We start from the raw sequence: 15,363 nt of genomic DNA on the forward strand, positions 1-15,363 counted from the left end.
CTCCGATCATCGTCGGTCGACGGACGCGCGGTAAGCGGCCTCCAGCTGGGCCGCGACGCCGGGACCGTCCGGCGCCGGTTCGCGCCGGGCGCCCGGTCCGAGGTGGGTTTCCCGCAGTTCGTCCATGAAGGCCTCCCACAGCGGCGGGCCCCCGGCCGTCAGCACCGCGGCGCGCGCGGCGTAGGCGTCGCCCACCGGGAGGTGCCGCGCACCCCACGTGCTGAGCTGGACCAGCACGGGCACCAGCTCGATGGCCTGCTCGGTGAGGCTGTAGGTGACCTTCTGCTTGTGCGTGGGATCGCCGGCCCTGGTGAGCATCCCGTGCTCGACGAGCACGGCGAGCCGGTCGGCGAGGACGTTCGACGAGATCCGCTCGGGGCCGCCGAGCAGCTCGCGAAAGTGCCGCGCGCCGGCGAACACGACGTCACGCAGGACGAGCAGGGTCCAGCGGTCGCCGAAGATCTCCAGCGACAGGTTGATCGGACAGCCCGACCTCATGTCCTTGCGCACTGCTCTCACCTCAGGACTGGTTGCATTACCGCACCAGTATGGCGCACCGCACAAGCGGTGGCAAATCGGCGGTGATGAGGCCAAGTTGGGGTGAGCGGCGCCGAACGGGCCGCGAGAGCCGAAGGGGTTCCGATGACGGACATGAAGCTCGAGATCGCCGTTCTCCCCGTCTCCGACGTCGACCGGGCCAAGCGGTTCTACCTCGCGCTCGGCTGGCGGGAAGACGCCGACTTCGCGGGCGACGGCGGATTCCGCGTGATCCAGCTGACGCCGCCGGGTTCGCCCGCGTCGGTGATCTTCGGCAGCGGGGTCACCGACGCCGCCCCGGGTTCCGCCCAGGGCCTGCACCTCGTCGTCACCGACATCGAGACGACCAGGGCCGAGATCGCCGCGCGGGGCGTCGGGATCAGCGAGGTCTTCCACGACGCGGGCGGCGTGTTCCACCACGCCGGCACCGACGCCCGGGTCGACGGCCCGGACCCCGACCGCCACAGCTACGCGTCGTTCGCCTCGTTCAGCGACCCGGACGGCAACGGCTGGGTGCTGCAGGAGATCACCACGCGACTGCCCGGCCGGGTCACCGACGTGCGGTACTCGTCCGCGGCCGAACTGGCGGACGCCCTGCGCCGCGCCGCGAGCGCGCACGGCGAGCACGAGAAGGAACTCGGCCACGAGGACGCGGACTGGCCGTCGTGGTACGCCGAGTACATGGTGCAGCACGGCCCTTCGGCCGGCTGAAAGACACTCCCGCCGGGTTCCGGCGCCGGCCGGCCGCACGCTCAGCCGATCGGCTCCCGGAAGGGGCGGAAGAACTCGCGCAGCTCCCGGGCGTAGTCCTCCGGCTCCTCGAAGGCCGCGAAGTGCCCGCCGCGGGCGTGCTCGGTCACCCGGGCCACGTTCGCCGTGCGGTCCATCCAGGCCCGAGGCGGCCGGAGGATGTCGCCCGGGAACAGGGAAAAGCCCGACGGCACCTCGACCCGGCGCCGGAGCTGCTCCACCGGGATCGCGGAGTTCGCGTGGTACATCCGCATCGACGACCCGATCGTCCCGGTCAGCCAGTACAGCATCACGTTCGTGAGGATCTCGTCCTTGGTGTACGACCGCTCGATGTCACCGTCGCAGTCGCTCCACGACCGCAGCTTCTCGACGATCCACGCCGCCAGCCCGGCCGGGGAGTCGGTCAGGCCGAACGCCGCCGTCTGCGGCTTGGTGCGGTGCATCGCGGCGTAGGCGCCTTCCGTCGCGCCCCAGGCAGCGGCGGAGTCGAACCACGCGCGTTCCTCCGGCGCCAGTTCCGCCCGGTCGCCCGGGAAGACCGGGATCCCCGCGTCGGTGCGGTGGACCGCCACCACGCGATCCGGGTGATCGAGCGCGAGGTAGCGGCTCACGTGGCTGCCGATGTCGCCGCCCGCCGCGCCGAACCGCGCGTAACCCAGGCCGGCCATCAGCTCGGCCCACAGCCCGGCGACGGCGATGGAGTTCAGCGGCGGCCCGGCCGGCCGGTCCGAGTAGCCGTAGCCCGGCATGTCCGGGACGACGACGTCGAACGCGTCGGCGGGGTCGGCGCCGTGCGCGCCCGGGTCGGTCAGGAGCGGGATGACCTTGCTGTAGCGCCAGAACGAGTCCGGCCAGCCGTGGCTGAGCACCAGCGGCAACGCCGGCGCGGCCGCCTTCGCGTGGACGAAGTGGATGCCGAGGCCGCCGACCGGGACGCGGAAGCGGGGCAGGGCGCGCAGTTCGGCTTCGCGCGCCGGCCAGTCGAACCCGTCCGCCCAGTAGGCGACGAGTTCACGCAGGTAGTCGACATCCGTCCCGAGCGACCAGCCGGCGTCCTCCGGCGAATCCGGCCAGCGTGTCGCACGCAGCCGTGCGCGCAGGTCTTCGAGCACCGCGGGCTCGGTCTTCGGGGCGAACGGCTCAGGCGTGCTCTCCGGCATGCCCGAACCTTACGGCCACCCGGTATTCTTTGACACGAATATTCGCTGTGGAGAATACTCCGGTGCGTGGACCGGATCGCCTCAGCAGTCGGGGACGCCGCGCGGTGGCGGCTCCTGGAGCTGCTCGCCGTGCGTCCCCGGTCCGTCGGCGAGCTGGCCGAGCTGACCGGCGCCCGCCAGCCGCAGACCACCAAGCACCTGCAGACACTCGCGCGCGCCGGTCTCGTCACCGTCCACCCGCTCGGGCAGCGCCGGGTCTACGCGGTCGAAACCGCCCCGCTGGCGGCTCTCGCGCGCGGCGTGGAGACGCTGCTCGAGACGGCCGCGCGAACGAAGCCGAGCGGGACGTCCTCACGCGCTACCAGGCCGCCGTCGAAGGGAACTCCGCGGCTGCGGACGGCCGTGTCTTTTCCTTCGAACGCGTCCTCGCCGCGCCCCCGGACGTCGTCTGGCGGCACTGGGCCGACCCGGACCTGCTGGCGTCCTGGTGGGCGCCGCCGCCGATGACCGTCGTCGAAAGCCGGCTCGAACCGCGGACCGGTGGCCGCGCCGCCGTCGAGTACCGCGACGCCGAAGGGCGGTACCGCGCCGAGGGACAGGTCCACAGCGCGACGGAACCCGCGCACCTCGCGTTCACCCTTTCGGTGCTGACGGCCACGGGTGCGGTCGCGTTCCGTGGACACTACGACCTGGCGCTCACCCCGGCCCCGGACGGCACCCGCCTGCGGCTCGGGCTGCGCGTCACCGACACCACCGCCGGCGCCGCCCTCGCCGTCGCCGGCATCGAACCCGGCTGGAGCCGGGTGCTCGACCAGCTCGCGAACGCCGTCCACTCCCACGAAAAGGACCGAACGCCATGACCGACCGCAAGGTGACCGCGAACCTCAGCCTCTCCCTCGACGGGCGCTACCACGGCCCCGGCGGGCCGGCCGACTTCGGCACGTTCATCCCGTACGTGACCAGCGACGTCGCGCGCGACCAGATGAACCGCATCTGGGAGACCGCGACGACCGCCGTGCTCGGCCGCGGCAACGCCGAAGGGTTCCTGGGGTTCTGGCCGCCGGTCGCCGACGACGAGAACGCCGACCCGCGCGACCGTGGTTACGCGAAGTGGCTGGTGGGTGTGGAAAAGGTGGTGCTGTCGACGACGTTGACCGAGGCGCCGTGGGACCGCGCCCGCGTCGTGAACGCGCCGGCCGCGGACGTCATCCGGGAGCTGAAGGCGTCCGGCGAAGGCGAGATCCTGGTGAACAGCAGCCCGAGCGTCATCAAGCCGCTGCTCGAGGCGGACCTGATCGACCGGCTGTACCTGATGATCTTCCCGGAGATCGTCGGCGGCGGCGAGCGGTTGTTCGAAGACGGCCTGCCGGCGACGTCGTGGACGCTCACCCACCTGGACCCGGGCAAGCTCGGCGAGATGGCGATGGTCTACGACCGGGCCCGTTAGCCCGTTAGCCCGTTGGGTCAGCAGGGTTCGACGGCCCTTCCGGTCGGCGGGCCGAACTCCAGGCGCAGCTTGTCCGTCCGCGGAAGCACGGCCGTGACACCGGTGGCCGGCCGCCAGTCCGCCGGGACGAACACGTACTGGCCGCCGGACTGCAGCAGCAGCTTCAGGCCGGTGTAGCGGTATTTGTACGCGGCCTCGGGCGCGGCGCACCGGGTCTCGGCCGCGATGCCGAGGTTCAGGCTCTCGGCGCTGTAGAGCGTCACGGCCGGCCGGGCCGGGATTCCCGCGGCCGTCTCGAACGCGCGCCGCGTGCCGACCGCGCCCGAGTAGTCGCCGACCGACCAGAACAGCCCGAACGTCACGAGCAGGTACGTCACGACCCACTCCGCGACCGCGAACCCCGGGCTCCAGCGGTGCCAGGCGAACACCAGCAGGACGACACCGGCGGCGAATCCGAGCCCCGGCAGCCCTGCGTACGCCCGGTAGGGCCTGGGGTCCAGGGCGATCGACACGGTGACGCCGACCAGCGCGAGCCCGCCCGCCGCCGCGACCGGGGCGCAGCCTCGCAGCAGCGCCGCCCACGCCGCGTCGGTCAGCCGGTGGCGCAGGTACCGGACGGCGCCGAGCACGACGAGCCCGGCACCGGCCGTCCCGGCGACCGGCAGCAGCAGCCCGTCCACGCCCCGGGCGAGGATCTCGTCGGCGGTCTGCCCGAGCACCGTGTAGTGCAGCCGGAAGTACTCGAAGAACACTTGCGTGTAAAGGAATCCGAAGTAGTACAGCAGCGCCGTGAACAGCGTGACGTTCGCGGCGACGGCGGTGACCACCCGGACCGCCTTCGACCGGCCGGACTCCGCCGGCGCCGCGCGGGGAACCGGCGGGCGCAGGCGCGTCGTGCGGCGGCCCGCCATCCTCAGCCCGTCGTGGTGGTGCTCGTCCCGGCCGCCGACGGTTCGTCCGAAGTGGACGGTTCGGTCGGCGGGCCGGGACACGGGCCGGCGACGATCGTGATCGTCCCGCCGCGCGCCACCGGGTCCGGCCCGATCTCCGGCGAGCACTCGCCGCTGCCCCGGATGACGACCTCGATCCCACAGCCGCCGTCGCACAGCCGTCCCACCTCGTCGAGGATCGACTCCTTGGCGGCGGCCGGGGACGCCAGGGCGAGGGTGCTGTCGTAGTCGATCGGGCTGCCCGGGACGCCGGGCGCGCCGCCGTCGTCGGACGGTTTGGTCTCCACCGAAGACGCCGAAGACGCCGCAGTGGGTCCCGCCGCCCCGGAGCGACCACGGCCACCACACGGTACTTCCAGGTCATCACCGATCACCGCCCTCGAGCACCGGGTGGTCAGTCGACCCGGGGCGGCGCGGCGGATCACCCGACCGGGGCGGGAAGCCGGGTGAAAGATCACCGGCCGGATTGCCGGGGTCCGGACCCGGTGGCAGCGTCGGACGAGCCCGAACCCACACCACCACCACGAACCCCCGGGAGCCCCGTATGACGACGACCGAAATGCCTGCCGTCCACGAGTGCACGGTCAGTGGCTGTTCCTACAACCACGACGGCTGCCACGCCTTCGCGATCACCGTGGGCGGCGACAACGGCTCCGCCGACTGCGGCACCTTCGTGCCGCTGAACACCAAGGGCGGCCTCGACCGGGTCACCGCGCAGGTCGGCGCCTGCTCGCGCGCGGACTGCCGGCACAACAAGGCGCTGGAGTGCACCGCGTCGAGCGTCCGGATCGGTGCCGGCGGCGGCTCGGCGAACTGCCTGACCTACGAGAAGTAGGACGGCCGCCCGGGGTGGCCGCGCGGGCGTCCACCCCGGACTCCGTCACTCGACCGGCTTCCCGGCCGTGGAGACCTCGCGCACGAGCGGCGCGAGGTCGTCCGGCACCGGCGGGATCTCCTCACGCTCGAACCGGCCGGGCCCGGGTTCACGCGCAGGCCGGGTCGAGCTCCGGGACGTCGGCGCGGTTCTGGCAGCCGCGCGTCTCGCGGTGTTCGAGCGCGGCCTCCGGCGTGACGCGGGCCGCGGTGTGCGCGCCGAAGAACCGCTGCGAGATCCGGCCGTCGGCCCGGGTGTCGGCCGCGTGCTGCCACGAGTCCTCGGCATCCATAGTGGACAGTGCGGCGGCCTTGGCGCGCTTGCCGGTCACGAGCACGTCGACGCCGCGCTCGATCGCCGCGCGCGGGCCCGCGCCGCCGGAGCGATCACCAGGACCGACGTCGCGAGCCGCCGCTGTCCGGGCGGGTCATCGGGCCAGCCACTCCGCCAGCCGTGTCTGCGCGACCTGCGCGCCCGGCCCCGGCAGCAGGCTGTCCTTCTCCAGCAGCGTCCCGAAGTAGCGCGCCTGCGGGTCGGAGACGACCTCGCGGGTGTCGGACCGCGCGGCCAGCACCGTGCGGACCCACTCGTCGAGGCCGAACACCTCCGGGCCGCCGATCTCGATCGTGCCGCCGACAGGTCGGCCGGCCGCGGTCCGGCCGACCGCCGCGGCCACCTCGGCGGCCGCGATCGGCTGGACCCCGCCGCCCGGCAGCCGGACCATGCCGTCCACCGTCGAGGTGTCCGCGATGCCGCCGGCGAACTCGAAGAACTGGGTGGCGCGCACGATCGTGTAAGGCATACCGGCGTCCTCGATCAGCGCTTCCTGCGCCACTTTCGCCCGCAGGTAGCCGGACTCCGGGAGCCGCTCCGAACCGACCACGGAGAGCGCGACGTAGTGGCCGACGCCGGCTTCCCCGGCGGCTTCGACGAGGTTTCCGGTCGCGGTGCGGAAGAACCGCAGCACGTCGTCGTCCGCGAACGACGGCGAGTTCGAGACATCCACCAGGACATCCGCGCCCTGCAAGACTTCTTTCAGCCCTTCGCCGGTGATCGTGTCGACGCCGGTGCTGGGCGCGGCGGGCACCGCCTGGTGGCCGTGCTCCCCCAGCCGCGCCACGACGGTCGAGCCGATGAGTCCGGTGCCGCCGATGACGACGATCTTCATGGTCGTTCCTTCCGGTTCGCGCCCCGGCCGGGGCAGCTCTCGTCAGCTAGGACAAGACGGCGGCGAAGTCTGTGACAGCCACCGGGGTGGCGTCGGTCACGGACGCGCGTGGTCACTTCGGGTCGCCCCCCGAGACGAACGCGTCGCGGGGGTGCTCGACCGCGGCGAGCGAGACGATGTCGCGGCCGAAGACCGCGGCCGTCAGCCAGAGGGCCAGGACGCGGATCTTGCGTTCCCAGCTCGGCACGGCGAGCACGTGGTACCCGCGGTGCATCAGCCACGCGGGCAGGCCCTTGATCGTGAGCCGGCGGTACTGGAAGACGCCGCGGCCAAGGCCCAGCGTGGCGACCGAGCCGAGGCTGTGGTGCCGGTACGGCTCGACGGCCCCGCCGTGCAAGGACGCCGCGATGTTGCGGGCCAGGAGTTTGCCCTGCCGGACGGCGTGCTGCGCGTTCGGCACGGTGTACGCGCCCGCTCCGGCGACGAGGTCCGGCACGGCCGCGTCGTCCCCGGCGGCCCAGGCGCCGGGCACGGGCTCGGCGTCGGTGCCGACCCGCAGGTCGGCCCGCACCACGACCAGGCCGCGCTCGTCGTCGGGCAGGTCGGTGTGGTGGTCCACCACGGGGTTGGCCGCGTTGCCCGCCGTCCAGACGATCAGGCCCGAGTCGAACTCCTCGCCGGTCGACAGCACCACGTGCCCGTCGACGGCCGACGTCACGACGGTGTCCAGGTGGACGTGCGCGCCCCGGCGCTCCAGCGAGCGCACCACCCACTTTCCCGGTTCGGCCGTGACCTCGGGCAGGATCCGGCCCGTCGCCTCGACCAGGTGGAACCGGACGTCGTCCGGGGACAGCTGCGGGTACACGCGCAGCAGCGAGTGCGCCAGCGACAGCAGTTCGCCGAACCCTTCGACGCCGGAGAAACCACCGCCCACGAACGTGACCGTGAGCAGCTTCCGGCGTTGCCGCCCTGCCGGCAGGACCGCGGCGCGGTCGAACGCCGTCAGCAGCCGGTCGCGGATCGCCACCGCCTCTTCGACGTGCTTCATCCCGATGGCCTCGTCGGCGATGCCCGGCACCGGGAACTTGCGGGTCACCGCACCGGCCGTGACCACGATCGTGTCATAACCGAGCGCGAACTCCGGGCCGTCCGCGGGCCGCACGGTGACGCTGTGGTGCGCGTGGTCGACGGACGTCACCCAGCCGGCGACGACCCGCGTCCGGCGCAGGTGCCGGCGCAGCGAGACGGCGGCGTGCCGCGCCTCGATCGAGCCGGCCAGCACCTCGGGCAGGAACGGCTGGTAGGTCATGTAGGGGCGCGGATCGACCACGGTCAGCTCGGCCTCGCCCCGGCGCAGGCGTTTCTCCAGCCCCCAGGCGGTGTAGAAGCCCGCGTACCCGCCGCCGACGATCAGAATCCGTTCCACGTCACACCCCGTTTCTTCCCGGTTCACCATGAGGACAAGGCAGCCCGCCGGAACGTGACAGCGACCTGCCTCACACTGCGGCCACCGCTAGGCTCGGCGCCAGGCCCGAAACGGTGTGGCGAAGGGGATTCATGGACGTGACCGCCGACCTGGACGACGCGGCCGCCGTCTTCGCCGAGGTCCGGCCGCGGCTGTTCGGCATCGCCTACCGGATGCTGGGCAGCGTGGCCGACGCCGAAGACCTGCTGCAGGAGGTGTGGCTGCGGTGGCAGGCCTGCGACCGCTCGGCCGTCGGCCACCCGGCCGCCTACCTCGCCACGGCGACCACGCGGCTGGCCATCAACGCGGGCAAGACCGCCCGCGCGCGGCACGAGACCTACGTCGGGCCGTGGTTGCCGGAGCCGGTGGACACCTCGGCCGACCCGCAGCTGGGCGCCGAACGCGCCGCGGCGCTGGAGCTCGCGGTCCTGGTGCTGCTGGAAAGCCTGACGCCGACCGAGCGTGCGGCGTACGTGCTGCGCGAGGCGTTCGACTACCCCTACCGGCAGATCGCCGAGATCGTCCGGACGACGGAGCCGGCGGCCCGCCAGCTGGTCAGCCGCGCCCGCAAGCACCTCGCGGCCGGCCGGCGCGCCCCGGCGAGCGCCCCGGAGCAGCGGCGCCTGCTGACGGCGTTCGTCGCCGCGGCCCAAGCGGGCGACCTGGGGGCGTTGGAGGACCTGTTCGCGGCGGACGTGGTGAGCTACTCCGACGGCGGCGGCGTCGCCCGCGCCTCGCGCATCCCGGTCCGCGGCGCGACCACGGTGGCGAAGTACGTCCGCGCGTTCGCCGACCGGTTCTGGGTGGGCGTGGCGGTGGCGCCGGTGACGGTCAACGGCCTGGACGCGGTGGTCCTGCGGCGCGACGGGGTTGCGTTCGCGGTGCTGGCTGTCGCGGCGTCGGCCGAGGGCATCGACCAGGTCTTCTGGGTGATGAACCCCGCCAAGCTGGCGGCGGTGCAGCCGGTCCGTCCACAGAGGACGGACCGGCTCCCGGTCAGGCCGTGAGGGTGATCGCGGCGTCCGGTTCCGAGACCCGGAAGCTGAAGCTCTCCTCCAGGTACAGCGTCACGTTCTCGGCGTCGTGGTGGCTGTAGCCGACCGCCAGGTCCTGCCCCAGCTCCAGGAAGAAGTCGCCGCCCGCGAGGCTCAGGACCATCGCGCCGTCCAGGCCGGGGGCGCGGACGATCTTGCCGCCGCCGAGGACGCGGCGGACGTGGTCGAAGACCAGCTGGCCGCCGTGCTCGGTGCTCTCCACGATCCGGGTGTAGCCCGACGGGCCGATCGCGAGGCCGTACGGGCCGTCGATGCCCGCGCGGCGCAGCGTGTCCACCGCCCGGGCGATCACGCCGGGGTACGCCTCGGCGTTCTCCCCCAGCACGGGCTTGTCGTAGGGGCACGTGTCGGCGATGCCGGTCATCCCCGCCGACGCCCAGCCGTGGAACACCGCGCGGTTCTCGATCATCGCGATCTGCTTCGCGGCGCGGTCGAGGTCGTCGAACTCGAGGTCGTCGGCGCCGCGCTCGGCGTCGTCGAGTTCCGCGCGGGACACCGTGAACGGGACGCGGACCTCGGCCAGCGGCAGGACCCGGCGCTGCCGCACGACGACACCCTCCTCGCCGTCGGGCAGGGACGACTCCTTGAGCGAGGTCGTCCGGCCCAGGTCGGTGGCGGAGTACTGCCAGCCGTGCGGGCCGGCGACGTCGACCAGGCGGCGGGCGGCGAGGTGCGTGTGCAGCCGTTCGCGCGCCTCGGCGTCGACCTCCTTCCACCCCGCGTCCGAGATCGGGGCCAGACCGCGCATCAGGTGGTTCATGTTCAATCCCGTTCCTTGAGGCTGCCGATACCGAGTGAGCCGTCGCCGGGGCCGGTACCGAGTTCCGCTTCGACGTACCCTTCCGGGTCGATGTCGCTGACGTCCAGGTCGCGCGCACCCTCGTGCCGCCGCTTGAACTCGACGAACTTGCGGCCGAGCTCTTCGCGCAGGCCGGGGTCGGCGTGCCGGCGGAAGTCGGCCAAGCCCTCGTCCTCCTCCTCGGCCATGTGCTCACTGTTCGCCATCCTGGCCTTCCGGACGGCGTCGAGCCAAGCGGTGCTGCCGACGGGGTGCAACGCGGCCTCGTGGACGCCGTCGCGGATGTCGTTGTGGTCGCCGATCGCGTCGAGGGTCTCCTCTTTCGCGTCTTCGCCGCGGCGGAGCAGGTGCGGGTAGAAGATCTCCTCCTCCGCCCGCGCGTGCACGTCGAGGAGGTCGGCCAGCGGCTGCCAGACCTTCGCCAGCTCGCCGGCGTCGGAGATGTCGTCCATGCGCGCGAACTGCCGCCGGAACCAGTCGTGGTCGTCGAGGATGAGGCTGGTGATGTCGGCCATGCGGTCAGCCCCTGACCCGCGGTGTGGTGGAAGTAGCCATGCCCGTCTCTACCCCGTCCCCGGCCTCGGAAAACACCGGACCGCCAGTCTCCGGTGCGCCCGGGTGGCCCGCCCGGCCGGACGCGGGGTTTTCACCCTTACGAGGGTGCCGGTGCCCGGGGTCCGGGTCGGGTAGCCTACGGACGCGTTCACGAAGTGAACACGCTATTCAGGCCCTCGATCACCGTCCGCCGGAGGCTCCCCGTGACCAAACCGACCCGGTCGCCGGAGGCCAGCCGCGCCGATCAGGCGGACATCCAGGCGGTGAGCCGCGTCAGCCAGATCCTGGCGCTGTTCGACCCGGCGACGCCCGAGGTGACGGCCGGCGAGATCGCCGAACGGCTCGGCCTCAACCGCACCACCGCGTACCGGTACTGCACGTCCCTGGTCGCGGCCGGCCTGCTCGAACGCAGCGCCGAAGGCGGGTACGTGCCCGGTGGCCTGCTGCTGCAGCTGGGCGCCTTCGCGATCGGTCACCGCCGGGTCGTCAACCTCGCCCCGCGGCACATGCAGGCGCTCTCGCGCGCCACGCAGACCAGTGTGGTGCTCAGCCTGTGGGGCCTCACCGGGCCGGTGGTCTCGCGGGTCGAGGAGAACGTCTCGACGATCGTCGTCGTGTCGGTGCGCGTCGGCAGCCACCTGCCGCTGGACACGGCGCAGAGCAAGGTCTTCCTCGCCTACCACGCCGACCAGCTGTCGATGGAACGCCTGATGGCGAACCTGTCCGGCTCGGCGCGCGAAGAGCTGCGCGACGACGTCGAGCGTGTTCGCGAAGTGGGTCACTGTTCCGCGATGAGCACACCGGGCGTCGTCGCCGTGGCCGCGCCGGTGTTCGACGAGTACGGCATCTGCGCCACCATCGCCATCGTCGGCCCGGACAACACGCTCTCGATGTCCGACGACGCCCCCGAGCTGCGGGTCGTCGCCGACACGGCGCGCGAGCTGACCCACGAACTGGGCGGCCACTACCGCCCGGACGACCTCGGCGCCCGCGCGGTGTAAGGCCCGGCAACGCCGTGTCGGCCACTCCCGTCACAGTGGTGGCCACTCCGGTCGACGAGTCGGCCATTCGCGAACGACCGAACCCGCCCGCAACGGCCGACACGAGCAGCGGGACTACCGGGCGGACGGCCTCGGCCAGTGCGCGGTGTAGGGCAACCAGGCGGGCGGCGACACCGGCGGGATCTCGGCGTACTCCCGCGCCCCGGCCAGCGCGCTGCCCACGAACTCCGCCAGGTCCAGGCCCTCGAGCCCGGCGACCAGCTCCCCGATCACCCCGGGACCTTCGACCCACAACGCCGTGACGACCTCGACGGCCGACGCGCCCGAGGCGAGGAACCGCCGGACGTCGGCCGCCGTGCGGGCGCCGTTGGTGCCGATCAGGGGCACGTCCTCCCCCAGGGCCAGGCGCGTCTTGCCGACCCAGTACAGGCTCATCGGCAGGCAGCCCGGCGAACTCCACGCGCCCCAGGAGCCGAGGACCGCGCCGCCGTCCAGGTCGGGCAGGAAGCCCGGGTAGCGGCCGACCAGCCCGATCGCGTCCGCGCCCGCCGAGCGGGCCGCGCGGGCGAGCGCGACGACGTCGGACGCCTGGCCGGGCAGCTTCACGAACAGCGGGACTTCGACGGCGTCCCGCACCACGCGCACCGCTTCGCCCACCGCGTCCGCTTCGGTCAGCTGACGCACCGCGGACGCCTCGCGGCCGTGCGGGGCGCCGATGTTCAGCTCCACCGCAGGCACCACTGACGCCATCGCGTGGCCGATCCGCGCGGCCGCCGACGGGTCCCCGAGGGTGATGCTGCCGAGGACCGGGCAACCTCGCGGGGCGCCGTGGGCCACGCCGTCGGAAAGGACCGAAAGCCAGCTGTCCAGGTCCACCTGGGCCAGGCCGGAGCGGTTCAGCAGACCGTCACCGAGCCGCGCTTCGCCCGGCGGTCGCACCGTGCCGCCGGGCGAAACGAACGCGTAGTCCGCGATGTCCAGCTGCCGCCGGGCGGCGGCGCTCTCGTTGACCGACTTCGCCACCACCGCCCCGGCCCTCGCGTCGACGCAGGCGAACAGCCCTTCGCGGGTCATGGTCAGCTCGGACGAACCGACCCAGACCGGGTTGGCGGTGGCTAGGCCGGCGACCTGTCCGATCAGGACAGTGCCGGGATCGTGCTGTCGTCGCCCATGTCGACGTCCTTGGTCTCCGGGCCGAGGAACCCGCCCAGGCTGATCAGCACCCCGGCGAGGGCGATGAGCACCGCCGGGGCGAGGTGCGCGGGCATGACGCCGTCGAACCGCTGCAGGTAGAACTGGTAGAACGCCGGGGCGATGAGCGCGAGGCTGTAGCCGACGCCGTAGCCGGTGGAGCGGATGCTCGCCGGGAACCGCTCGGTCAGGTACGCCGCGATCGGGCCGAACGTGCCGACGGTGAAGATCCCGATCAGCACACCCCAGCCGAGCGCCGCGCCGAACCCGCCGTTCGACGCCATCAGCAGCGTGTAGGACCCGGCGCCGATCACCAGCACCGCCAGGCCGTACCCGATGTAGAACCGCCTTCGCCCGATGCGCTGGGACAGCAGTCCGAAGAACGGGTAGGAGAGCGCGGCGGCGGCGTTGATGACGAGCATCGTCATCGTGACCTCCTTGCTGGAGAGCAGGAGGTGCGATTTCAGCTGCGCGGGCGTGACGGCGGCTTCCATGTTGGTCGCCAGCCACGTGCCGGTCATCAGCACGAACACCTGCGCCAGCGCCCGCGGGTACTTCACCAGCAGCCGGACGAACGGCATCTTGTGCTTCTCGCCGGTCAGCTCGGCCGGCGTCTCGTGCACGTTCTTGAGGTAGTAGCGGAACAGCACGGCCGCCAGCGCCGCGCCGACGAAGAACGGGATCCGCCAGCCCCACTGCACGTAGGCGCTGTGTAGGCCGACGGACGGCAGCAACTGCAGCATCAGGAGCGTGATCGCGGCGATCACGGCGTACGCGGCGGGCGAGGTCGACGTGATGATCGAGGCGTAGAGGCCGCGCTTGTGCTTCGGGCTCCACTCCATCGCGAGCGGCACCGCGGTCGTGTACTCGCCACCGAGGAAGATCCCGTCGACGAACCGCAGGCCGATGAGCAGGCCGACCGACCACACCCCGATCGTCTCGTGGCCGGGCAGGCACGCGGTCAGCAGCGTGATGACGCCGAAGCCGCCGACCGCGACCAGGGTCGTGCGCTTGCGCCCGACGGTGTCGGCGAAGTGCCCGAAGATGATCGCGCCGAGCGGACGGCCGATGAGCGTGGACGCGAACACGAGCGACGCCAGCAACGCCGTCGTGCTCGCGCTGAGGTTGGCCGCCTGGAAGTACGCCGTCGCCGGCGCGAGCACCACGATCGGCAGGTAGATGTCGAACTGGTCGACGAAGTAGGCGAGGGTCCCGCCGCGGACGGCGGCGCGCACCTTGGCGCTGTCCGGGCCGTGCGGGACGCGGGGGCCGACGTCGTCCACAGCCGTCGATCGCGGCTCTGCGGCGGGGGGCGGTAGGGACATCGTCGTCCTCCGAGGGGCTCTGGCTACTCGCAGCGCGTGGGTGACCACACCGGGTGCAATCCGAACTGCGAGTTCACGAAGTGAACAACAGATACCGTAAACACGAGATCCTCGCCGCACAAGAGGGTCCTCAGGGTTGACAGACGGTCTTATAGTGAACTTCGAATTCACAATGCGAACGAAGGGCGGCCTCATGAGCCAGCGTCCCGCCATCACCTCCGTCCTGGACGGCCTGGTCGACATGCACGTCCACTCCGGGCCCAGCCCGTTCCCCCGCCGCTTCGACCACGTCGAGGCCGCGCAGGACGGCGCCCGGATCGGGATGCGCGCGATGGTCGCGAAATCCCACCACCACAACACCCAGATGGACGTCCTCGCGATGAAGGGGCGCCTCGCAGGCGTCGCGGCGGACGTCTACGGCGGCATCGCCCTGAACAGCACCGTCGGCGGGCTCAACGTGCACGCCGTGCGCATGTGCCTGCGGATGGGCGGCAAGGTCGTCTGGTTCCCGACCATCTCCTCGGGCCGGCACATCGACTGCCACCCCGAAGACGGCGCGTTCCCGACCACCACCGTGCCGCTGACGCTGGAGCGCATCGACATCGTCGACGAGAGCGGCGAGCTGAAGCCCGCGGCGATCGAGATCCTCGACGAGATCAAGGACCAGCAAGCTGTCCTCAACGGCGGGCACATGTACCCCGAGTACATCCGCACGCTGTTCACGGCGGCGAAGGAACGCGGCATGAAGCGGATGGTCGTCAGCCACCCCGACTTCGTGATCGGCGCCGAGCCGGAGCTGTGCCGCGAGCTGATCGAGCTCGGCGCGTTCGTCGAGCACGAGGTCGGCATGTACGACCCCGAAGGCACCCAGAAGTGGGACCCGAAGCAGCTGCTGACCTGGGTCGAGGCGCTCGGCCCCGAGCACATCGTGCTGGCCTCGGACTTCGGCCAGAAAGCCAACCCCAAGCCGGTCGACGCCTGGATGCGCGTCGGCGAGGCGCTGCTCGACCTCGGCCTGCCGGAGAAGGACCTGCGGCGCATGGTCCGCGACAACCCGGCGTTCCTGCTCGACCTCGACGCCTGAGC

18 protein-coding genes and 1 pseudogene are annotated in these 15,363 nt (G+C 72.2%); 8 read left to right on the top strand and 11 right to left on the bottom strand.

Annotated elements, in window-relative coordinates:
* Positions 1-6: 6 nt before the first annotated feature.
* Positions 7-510: a winged helix-turn-helix transcriptional regulator gene (locus OHS18_RS09675; protein ID WP_328616717.1), complete on the bottom strand. Its 504-nt coding sequence runs from the start codon at positions 508-510 to the stop codon at positions 7-9.
* A gap of 132 nt (positions 511-642) precedes the next feature.
* Here OHS18_RS09675 and OHS18_RS09680 point away from each other — a divergent pair, with 132 nt between their 5' ends.
* Complete coding sequence (locus tag OHS18_RS09680) at positions 643-1,248, top strand: VOC family protein (protein WP_328616718.1); 606 nt, start codon at positions 643-645, stop codon at positions 1,246-1,248.
* A gap of 41 nt (positions 1,249-1,289) precedes the next feature.
* Here the strand turns inward: OHS18_RS09680 and OHS18_RS09685 are convergent, their stop codons facing one another.
* Complete coding sequence (locus tag OHS18_RS09685; protein WP_328616719.1) at positions 1,290-2,447, bottom strand: epoxide hydrolase family protein; 1,158 nt, start codon at positions 2,445-2,447, stop codon at positions 1,290-1,292.
* 129 nt (positions 2,448-2,576) lie between these two features.
* On the opposite strand from OHS18_RS09685, the gene OHS18_RS09690 reads away from it, so the two are divergent.
* The 3 genes and pseudogenes from OHS18_RS09690 to OHS18_RS09700 all read left to right on the top strand — a co-directional run bounded on the left by OHS18_RS09690 (position 2,577) and on the right by OHS18_RS09700 (position 3,894).
* A complete protein-coding gene (locus OHS18_RS09690; protein ID WP_328618500.1) occupies positions 2,577-2,954 on the top strand; it encodes an ArsR/SmtB family transcription factor in 378 nt (125 codons plus the stop codon).
* A pseudogene (locus tag OHS18_RS09695) lies at positions 2,918-3,307 on the top strand (SRPBCC family protein); the annotation flags it as partial. The gene OHS18_RS09690 and the pseudogene OHS18_RS09695, both read left to right, overlap by 37 nt.
* Positions 3,304-3,894, top strand: a complete 591-nt coding sequence (locus OHS18_RS09700; protein ID WP_328616720.1) for a dihydrofolate reductase family protein — start codon at positions 3,304-3,306, stop codon at positions 3,892-3,894. The pseudogene OHS18_RS09695 and the gene OHS18_RS09700, both read left to right, overlap by 4 nt.
* 17 nt (positions 3,895-3,911) lie before the next feature.
* Here the strand turns inward: OHS18_RS09700 and OHS18_RS09705 are convergent, their stop codons facing one another.
* Complete coding sequence (locus OHS18_RS09705; RefSeq protein ID WP_328616721.1) at positions 3,912-4,805, bottom strand: hypothetical protein; 894 nt, start codon at positions 4,803-4,805, stop codon at positions 3,912-3,914.
* 2 nt (positions 4,806-4,807) lie between these two features.
* Positions 4,808-5,131 (bottom strand): hypothetical protein, encoded by a 324-nt coding sequence (locus tag OHS18_RS09710; RefSeq protein WP_328616722.1) that lies wholly within the window; start codon positions 5,129-5,131, stop codon positions 4,808-4,810.
* Between the two features lie 257 nt (positions 5,132-5,388).
* Here OHS18_RS09710 and OHS18_RS09715 point away from each other — a divergent pair, with 257 nt between their 5' ends.
* The gene (locus tag OHS18_RS09715) at positions 5,389-5,679 is read left to right on the top strand and encodes a DUF1540 domain-containing protein (protein WP_328453814.1); all 291 of its coding nucleotides are present in this window, start codon (positions 5,389-5,391) and stop codon (positions 5,677-5,679) included.
* A gap of 148 nt (positions 5,680-5,827) precedes the next feature.
* Here the strand turns inward: OHS18_RS09715 and OHS18_RS09720 are convergent, their stop codons facing one another.
* The 3 genes from OHS18_RS09720 to OHS18_RS09730 form a co-directional block, all read right to left on the bottom strand.
* Positions 5,828-6,049 (bottom strand): hypothetical protein, encoded by a 222-nt coding sequence (locus tag OHS18_RS09720; RefSeq protein ID WP_328616723.1) that lies wholly within the window; start codon positions 6,047-6,049, stop codon positions 5,828-5,830.
* Between the two features lie 96 nt (positions 6,050-6,145).
* On the bottom strand, positions 6,146-6,886 hold the full coding sequence (locus OHS18_RS09725; protein WP_328616724.1) for an SDR family oxidoreductase: 741 nt from the start codon (positions 6,884-6,886) through the stop codon (positions 6,146-6,148).
* 112 nt (positions 6,887-6,998) lie between these two features.
* Complete coding sequence (locus tag OHS18_RS09730; protein WP_328616725.1) at positions 6,999-8,312, bottom strand: NAD(P)/FAD-dependent oxidoreductase; 1,314 nt, start codon at positions 8,310-8,312, stop codon at positions 6,999-7,001.
* Between the two features lie 131 nt (positions 8,313-8,443).
* On the opposite strand from OHS18_RS09730, the gene OHS18_RS09735 reads away from it, so the two are divergent.
* Complete coding sequence (locus OHS18_RS09735; RefSeq protein WP_328616726.1) at positions 8,444-9,358, top strand: RNA polymerase sigma-70 factor; 915 nt, start codon at positions 8,444-8,446, stop codon at positions 9,356-9,358.
* Here OHS18_RS09735 and OHS18_RS09740 read toward each other — a convergent pair.
* Positions 9,348-10,166 carry a family 1 encapsulin nanocompartment shell protein gene (locus OHS18_RS09740; RefSeq protein WP_328453806.1) on the bottom strand — a complete coding sequence of 273 codons (819 nt, stop codon included), beginning with the start codon at positions 10,164-10,166 and terminating at the stop codon, positions 9,348-9,350. The genes OHS18_RS09735 and OHS18_RS09740 overlap by 11 nt on opposite strands.
* A gap of 2 nt (positions 10,167-10,168) precedes the next feature.
* Positions 10,169-10,720, bottom strand: coding sequence for a hemerythrin domain-containing protein (locus OHS18_RS09745; protein ID WP_328453804.1), 552 nt, complete (start codon positions 10,718-10,720; stop codon positions 10,169-10,171).
* 243 nt (positions 10,721-10,963) lie between these two features.
* Between OHS18_RS09745 and OHS18_RS09750 the strand changes: the two genes are divergently transcribed.
* A complete protein-coding gene (locus tag OHS18_RS09750) occupies positions 10,964-11,761 on the top strand; it encodes an IclR family transcriptional regulator (protein ID WP_328453802.1) in 798 nt (265 codons plus the stop codon).
* Between the two features lie 114 nt (positions 11,762-11,875).
* Here OHS18_RS09750 and OHS18_RS09755 read toward each other — a convergent pair whose 3' ends face one another.
* Positions 11,876-12,835, bottom strand: a complete 960-nt coding sequence (locus OHS18_RS09755) for a hypothetical protein (protein ID WP_328616727.1) — start codon at positions 12,833-12,835, stop codon at positions 11,876-11,878.
* Positions 12,836-12,897: 62 nt separating this feature from the next.
* A complete protein-coding gene (locus OHS18_RS09760) occupies positions 12,898-14,277 on the bottom strand; it encodes an MFS transporter (protein WP_328616728.1) in 1,380 nt (459 codons plus the stop codon).
* 193 nt (positions 14,278-14,470) lie between these two features.
* On the opposite strand from OHS18_RS09760, the gene OHS18_RS09765 reads away from it, so the two are divergent.
* Positions 14,471-15,361: a DUF6282 family protein gene (locus OHS18_RS09765; RefSeq protein WP_328616729.1), complete on the top strand. Its 891-nt coding sequence runs from the start codon at positions 14,471-14,473 to the stop codon at positions 15,359-15,361.
* Positions 15,362-15,363: the final 2 nt, after the last annotated feature.

Source organism: Amycolatopsis sp. NBC_00355, from assembly GCF_036104975.1.
GTDB lineage: Bacteria > Actinomycetota > Actinomycetes > Mycobacteriales > Pseudonocardiaceae > Amycolatopsis.

Excerpts from the sequence above, each read along its gene's own strand:
- OHS18_RS09680 (WP_328616718.1), top strand. The coding sequence starts at position 643 with ATGACGGACATGAAGCTCGAGATCGCCGTTCTCCCCGTCTCCGACGTC.
- OHS18_RS09745 (WP_328453804.1), bottom strand. The coding sequence starts at position 10,720 with ATGGCCGACATCACCAGCCTCATCCTCGACGACCACGACTGGTTCCGG.
- OHS18_RS09755 (WP_328616727.1), bottom strand. The coding sequence starts at position 12,835 with ATGACCCGCGAAGGGCTGTTCGCCTGCGTCGACGCGAGGGCCGGGGCG.
- OHS18_RS09760 (WP_328616728.1), bottom strand. The coding sequence starts at position 14,277 with ATGTCCCTACCGCCCCCCGCCGCAGAGCCGCGATCGACGGCTGTGGAC.
- OHS18_RS09765 (WP_328616729.1), top strand. The coding sequence starts at position 14,471 with ATGAGCCAGCGTCCCGCCATCACCTCCGTCCTGGACGGCCTGGTCGAC.
- OHS18_RS09725 (WP_328616724.1), bottom strand. The coding sequence starts at position 6,886 with ATGAAGATCGTCGTCATCGGCGGCACCGGACTCATCGGCTCGACCGTC.
- OHS18_RS09715 (WP_328453814.1), top strand. The coding sequence starts at position 5,389 with ATGACGACGACCGAAATGCCTGCCGTCCACGAGTGCACGGTCAGTGGC.
- OHS18_RS09735 (WP_328616726.1), top strand. The coding sequence starts at position 8,444 with ATGGACGTGACCGCCGACCTGGACGACGCGGCCGCCGTCTTCGCCGAG.
- OHS18_RS09705 (WP_328616721.1), bottom strand. The coding sequence starts at position 4,805 with ATGGCGGGCCGCCGCACGACGCGCCTGCGCCCGCCGGTTCCCCGCGCG.
- OHS18_RS09700 (WP_328616720.1), top strand. The coding sequence starts at position 3,304 with ATGACCGACCGCAAGGTGACCGCGAACCTCAGCCTCTCCCTCGACGGG.
- OHS18_RS09685 (WP_328616719.1), bottom strand. The coding sequence starts at position 2,447 with ATGCCGGAGAGCACGCCTGAGCCGTTCGCCCCGAAGACCGAGCCCGCG.
- OHS18_RS09740 (WP_328453806.1), bottom strand. The coding sequence starts at position 10,166 with ATGAACCACCTGATGCGCGGTCTGGCCCCGATCTCGGACGCGGGGTGG.